Source organism: Streptomyces inusitatus, assembly GCF_014651115.1.
In the GTDB taxonomy this organism is placed as follows: Bacteria; Actinomycetota; Actinomycetes; order Streptomycetales; family Streptomycetaceae; genus Streptomyces; species Streptomyces amakusaensis.
Genome location: NZ_BMWG01000059.1, coordinates 1 through 4,886, shown reverse-complemented (window position 1 = coordinate 4,886; position 4,886 = coordinate 1). Strand labels below are relative to the sequence as shown.

The following is a 4,886-nucleotide window of genomic DNA, read 5'->3' as shown; positions in this document are numbered from 1 at the left end:
CGAGGAAGTCCGCGAGGCCCTCCAGATCGGCCCGGACACCCCCATCATCACCACCGACGCCCGGCATCGGGGTGACGCGAAGAGCGCCCTGATCACCCTGGTCGAGCACGCTCTGATGGCACGGCTTAAGTAGACAGAGACGTACGGCACTTGTCGTAGTTATGCGGGGGCGGGCTGTGTCCTTTGACACGGTCCGCCTCCGTGTTCATAACGTTTCGACAGACAATTACCGTGGCTCGGACACCCGATGCATACGCCCGGTATCGCTGCGCTCACATTTCTCTCGCATTTTGAAAGGGCTCGCTCTTTATGCCCGTTTTATCTGTGGGTAGGATCCTCAGGAATGGCTGATTCCAACTGTTTGGAACGGACCCACTCCACATGCTGAAATTCGACGGACTTCTGAGTAGTACGGCTCCGAACGAAACACGGCACAGCGTAGGTGCCGACGCCGAGAGGTTGTTGGTCGAGTGAGGCGAAGCACGAACGGCTCCGCGGAGCAGCAGGCACGGGGCAACTTCACCCCGCCGCCGCGCGCAGCGGCACCGCCCGCGGAAGAGCCGCCGCCACCGCCACCGGCCCCCGGCGGCTCCAGCAGCAGGCTCTCCCCGCGCAACTGGCGGGTGCCGGCCAGGCTCAACGCGATCCTGCTCATCCCGGTCGCGGTCGGCCTGGTCATGGGCGGTTTCCAGGTCAAGGGCTCGATCGACACCTGGGGCGGGGCCCAGGACGCGGAGAAGACCGCGCTGATCGTGCGCGCGGCCTCGGAGTACGGCGAAGCCCTGCTCAATGAACGCGATCTCACCGCACAGCCGCTGCTCACCGCCACCACCCCGGCGGATCGCCGGTCCGCCGAGGTGCGGAAGGCGTACGCCGCCACGGACGAGGCCAAGAAGAGCTTCGACGAGGCGGTCGAGGCCCTCCCCCCGGGGCAGGGCCTGGAGCGCCGGCTGCGGCTGTTCCGCGAGGAGGAGCCGGGGCTGAAGAAGCTCCGCGAGGCCGCCTACACCACCAGCCTGGACCCGGTCGCCACCGAAGAGGGCTATGTCCAGGTCCAGCACACGCTGATGGAGTTCTCCAACGAGCTGGGCCTCGGCACCGGAAATGTCACCAGTTTCGGGCGCATGGTCTACGCCATTCAACTCGCCAAGGCAGCCGAATCCCTTCAGCGCTCCATTGGTACGCACCTTCTGGTACGGCCGAGCACGAAGAAGGATGTCTTCGCCAAGCAGACCATCGCCTTCAATTCGTACAACTACCTTGAGCAGATCGCCACGGCCGAGTTCGCCTCCGGCGGCACCCAGAGCGACACCGACAAGCTCCGTTCGGTCACCGTGAAGCGGGCGGCGGACGCCGACAAGAAGCTCGTGACGGCCGGGGCCACCCCGCCCAAGGAGGCCGACTCCGCCTTCACCGGCATGGCCCGCCGGATCGGCGCGGGCGGCACTCCCTCGGAGCTGGCGAAGCAGGACATCACCCCCGAGACGTGGATGACCGTCGCCACCGCCAGATTCGACGCCTACAGCGAGGTCGAAGGCGATCTGGTCGACCGGGCTGTCGCCGAGGCCGTCTCCATCGCGGACGACGCCAAGCAGGACGCGATCGTCAACGGTCTGATCACCCTTCTCTCCCTGCTCGCCGCCTTCGTGCTGGCCGGCGCCGTGGCCCGGCAGATGAGCCGCTCCATGCAGGAGCTGCGCACCGCCGCCTTCGCCATCGCCGAGCAGCGGCTGCCGATGCTGGTCGACCAGCTCTCGCGCGCCGAGCCCGGCCGGGTGGACACCCGGGTGCGGCCGATCCCGATCGACACCCAGGACGAGATCGGCGAGGTCGCCCGCGCCTTCGACCAGGTCCACCGCGAGGCCGTGCGGCTCGCCTCCGAGCAGGCCATGCTCCGGGGCAATGTCAACGCGATCTTCACCAACCTCTCGCGGCGCAACCAGTCGCTGATCGAGGGCCAGCTGACCCTGATCTCCGACCTGGAGAACAACGAGGCCGACCCGGACCAGCTTGCCTCCCTCTTCCGGCTCGACCATCTCGCGACCCGGATGCGCCGCAACGGCGAGAACCTCCTCGTCCTCGCGGGCGAGGAGCCCGGGCGGCGCTGGAACCAGCCCGTGCCGCTGGTCGACGTGCTCCGCGCCGCCACCTCCGAGGTGGAGTCGTACGAGCGCATCGAGCTGACCGGGGTGCCGGAGTCGGAGATCCACGGCCAGGCCGTGACCGACCTCGTGCATCTCCTCGCCGAGCTGCTGGAGAACGCCACCACCTTCTCCTCGCCGCAGACCAAGGTCCGGGTGACGGCCACCAGGCTGCCGGACGGCCGGGTCATGATCGAGATCCATGACAAGGGCATCGGGCTGACCGCCGAGGACTTCGCCGACATCAACCACAAGCTGGCCAACCCGCCGACGGTGGACGCCGCCGTCTCGCAGCGGATGGGCCTCTTCGTGGTCGGCCGGCTCTCGGACCGGCACGGCATCCGCGTACAGCTGCGGCCCTCCGGGGAGCAGGCGGGCACCACTTCGCTGGTGATGCTGCCGGACGCGATCACCCACGGCGGCGGCGGCGAGCCGCTCCCCCAGGACGACTTCACCGTCTCGCAGATCATCCCGGAGCAGCCGTCCTTCACCGAGGCTCCGATGCTCACCGCGGCGGAGCTGGGCTTCGACGACTCCCGCTACGAGGACCCGTCGGCCGCACCCCGGCCCGCCCCTGTCAACCGCTCACTGAAGCGCGGAGAGCGGCGTGCGGCACTTCAGGCGCAGCCGCCGGAGGCCGCGCGCCCCGTGCCGCAGCCCGGGGCGCAGTCCTCACCGCAGCCCTCGCCGCACCCCGGAGCGCAGCCCTCGCCACAGCCCGGGGAGCAGCCGTACGAGCGTCAGGGGTACGTCCCCGAGCAGCGCGGCTACCCCTCGGGATTCGGCGAGCAGGGGTACCAGGAGCAGGGCTTCCCCGCCCAGGGGCAGCCTCAGCAGCCCTTCGACGGCTATCAGCGGCCCGGCGCGGACGCCTCCTACCCCGAGATGGGCCAGCAGGCTCCACAGCTCGGCCGGCCGCAGTACGAGGACCCGTTCGCCACCCAGCCCCACCAGGGCGACTGGACGGATCAGACCTCGTACCCCACCACGTTTGAGCCGAATTTCCAGCCAGAAGCAGAGCTTGATTCCGCCGCTTCCGGCACCCCCACGGGCGGCTCCGAGAGCGTAGGCTTCGACCGTCCGGGTCACTCCTCGGGCAGCCACCAGCTGACCGAGGCGGGTCTGCCTCGGCGCGGTTCGCAGCAGAAGCCGCAGCCCGCGCAGCAGCCTCAGCAGCAGTGGCAGCAGCCCGTGGAGCAGGATCCGGGGGTGCCCTCGGCCGGTCGGTCCGAGGCGGTCGGCGGCGAGAGCGAATCCGCCGGCTCCAAGGACTGGCAGTCGGCCAACGACGAGCGCTGGCAGCGGGCGGAGAAGCTGCGGGAGCCGAAGGCGGGCGGGGTGACCTCGTCCGGGCTGCCGCGCCGGGTGCCCAAGGCCAACCTCATCGAGGGCGCCGCGGAGCAGACCGCCCAGCGGGGCCCCCAGGTCTCCCGCGCCCCGGAGGACGTGCGGGGCAGGTTGAGCAACCTGCGCCGCGGTGTCCAGCGGGGACGCAGCGCGGGAACGGACACGAACGGACCGGCCACTTACGATCACAACGGTGGTCCGGGCAGTACCTACAACCAGGAGCGTTAGTGTGAGCCCGATGAGCCAGGCGGCGCAGAATCTGAACTGGTTGATCACCAACTTCGTGGACAACACCCCAGGGGTGTCCCACACGGTGGTGGTCTCCGCCGACGGACTCCTGCTGGCCATGTCCGAAGGATTCCCGCGCGACCGCGCCGATCAGCTGGCGGCCGTGGCCTCCGGTCTGACCTCGCTGACCGCCGGAGCCTCCAGGATCTTCGAAGGCGGGGCCGTCAACCAGACGGTCGTGGAGATGGAGAGGGGCTTCCTGTTCATCATGTCCATCTCCGACGGTTCCTCACTGGCCGTTCTCGCCCACCCGGAGGCCGACATCGGCCTGGTCGGGTACGAGATGGCACTGCTGGTGGACCGGGCCGGAAATGTACTGACTCCGGACCTCCGCGCGGAACTTCAGGGCAGCCTTCTCAACTAACTGGCAGACAGTGCGTTTCACGCCACCGCACCATAGGGTGCGGTGGCGCGGCTCCACAGGAACGGGAACCGGCGACTCGCGGTCGGAGGAGGAAACTGTGGCAACACCCCCAGGCGGACGCCCCTATGACGGCGGTGGTCACCCGTCGCCTCATGAGCACTCCCGCAATCGCTACAACTCTCCCTCGACCCCGGGCAGACACGGCGCCCAGCCCTACCAGCAGCCGTACGCGCCCTCGTACGACCAACGGCAGTACGATCAGCGGCAGTACGACCAGCAGCGGCGGGCGGCGTCCCACGAGCCGCCGCACCACCAGAACGCGCACAACCCGCTGGTACGTCCGTACGCCATGACCGGCGGCCGGACCCGGCCGCGCTACCAGCTCGCCATCGAGGCGCTGGTCAGTACCACGGCCGATCCGATGAATCTGCAAGGGCAGCTGCCCGAGCATCAGCGGATCTGCCGGCTGTGTTTCGAGATCAAGTCCGTGGCGGAAATCTCGGCACTCCTGCATATCCCCCTCGGCGTCGCCCGGATCCTCGTCGCCGACCTGGCGGAGGCCGGACTTGTCGCCATCCACCAGCCCGGCGGCGACGAGGCCGCCGGCGGCCAGCCAGATGTGACACTGCTCGAAAGGGTGCTCAGTGGACTTCGCAAGCTCTAGCGGCGGTGCAGCCCGCTCAACCACCAGCGCGAAGATCGTGGTGGCGGGCGGCTTCGGCGTGGGCAAGACCACGTTCGTCGGC

At 69.0% G+C, this 4,886-nt stretch carries 3 protein-coding genes and 2 pseudogenes; all 5 read left to right on the top strand.

All coding sequences use genetic code 11. From position 1 onward, the window contains the following. A pseudogene (locus IE247_RS33775) lies at positions 1–133 on the top strand (ATP-binding protein); the annotation flags it as partial. A gap of 337 nt (positions 134–470) precedes the next feature. Then, complete coding sequence (locus IE247_RS33770; protein ID WP_190127194.1) at positions 471–3,716, top strand: sensor histidine kinase; 3,246 nt, start codon at positions 471–473, stop codon at positions 3,714–3,716. 10 nt (positions 3,717–3,726) lie between these two features. Continuing rightward, entirely contained in the window at positions 3,727–4,140 is a 414-nt protein-coding gene (locus IE247_RS33765; protein ID WP_009997645.1) for a roadblock/LC7 domain-containing protein, read from the top strand. Between the two features lie 97 nt (positions 4,141–4,237). Then, positions 4,238–4,804, top strand: coding sequence for a DUF742 domain-containing protein (locus tag IE247_RS33760; RefSeq protein WP_190127193.1), 567 nt, complete (start codon positions 4,238–4,240; stop codon positions 4,802–4,804). After that, positions 4,785–4,886 (top strand): annotated as a pseudogene (locus tag IE247_RS33755) (ATP-binding protein); the annotation flags it as partial. The gene IE247_RS33760 and the pseudogene IE247_RS33755, both read left to right, overlap by 20 nt.

Excerpts from the sequence above, each read along its gene's own strand:
- IE247_RS33765 (WP_009997645.1), top strand. The coding sequence starts at position 3,727 with ATGAGCCAGGCGGCGCAGAATCTGAACTGGTTGATCACCAACTTCGTG.